The following is a 506-nucleotide window of genomic DNA, read 5'->3' on the forward strand; positions in this document are numbered from 1 at the left end:
CCACCCGGAGGATCGCCCGCGGATTCCGCAACTTCGAGAACTACCGCATCCGTTCACTGCTCTCCGCCGGCGGCCACCGACACTACCGGACTTAGGACAACCTCACCACGCCAGAATCCGTAGAGCCACCATTGCCCACCCGGCAGGAAGCGGCAGCCAAAAACTGAGGGTCTACTCCAACGGCGTCGTCAAGATGGGTTCGACCTCGTACTTCTTGACGACCCGGATGCGGGGGCGGACCGTCATTGCCGCGTGGGATCCCCGCGGGGTCATCTTCGCCAACACCGATGGCGAGATCATCGCGGAATATCTGTGGCCACCGGAAGGCACTGGATACGTTGGCAACAACAGAAATCTCACCCGGCTCCGAAGAGGCCACTGGGCTGCTTAGGACTTTTCGGACAGCGGATTAGTGGTTTCTCTACGCTGCCGTGGCCGGCTGCTGGTAACTATAGTGGACTTCGTTCGGTCGCCGATAATTGAGCGCCGAATGTCGTCTGCGGCTG

The 506-nt window shown here is 60.7% G+C and carries 1 protein-coding gene; it reads right to left on the minus strand.

The window, feature by feature from the left end; all coding sequences use genetic code 11:
• Nucleotides 1-171 precede the first annotated feature (171 nt).
• Entirely contained in the window at nucleotides 172-300 is a 129-nt protein-coding gene (locus DQ353_RS22470; RefSeq protein ID WP_286166960.1) for a hypothetical protein, read from the minus strand.
• Between the last annotated feature and the right edge of the window lie 206 nt (nucleotides 301-506).

It is taken from the genome of Arthrobacter sp. AQ5-05, from assembly GCF_003287975.1.
Classification (GTDB): domain Bacteria; phylum Actinomycetota; class Actinomycetes; order Actinomycetales; family Micrococcaceae; genus Paeniglutamicibacter.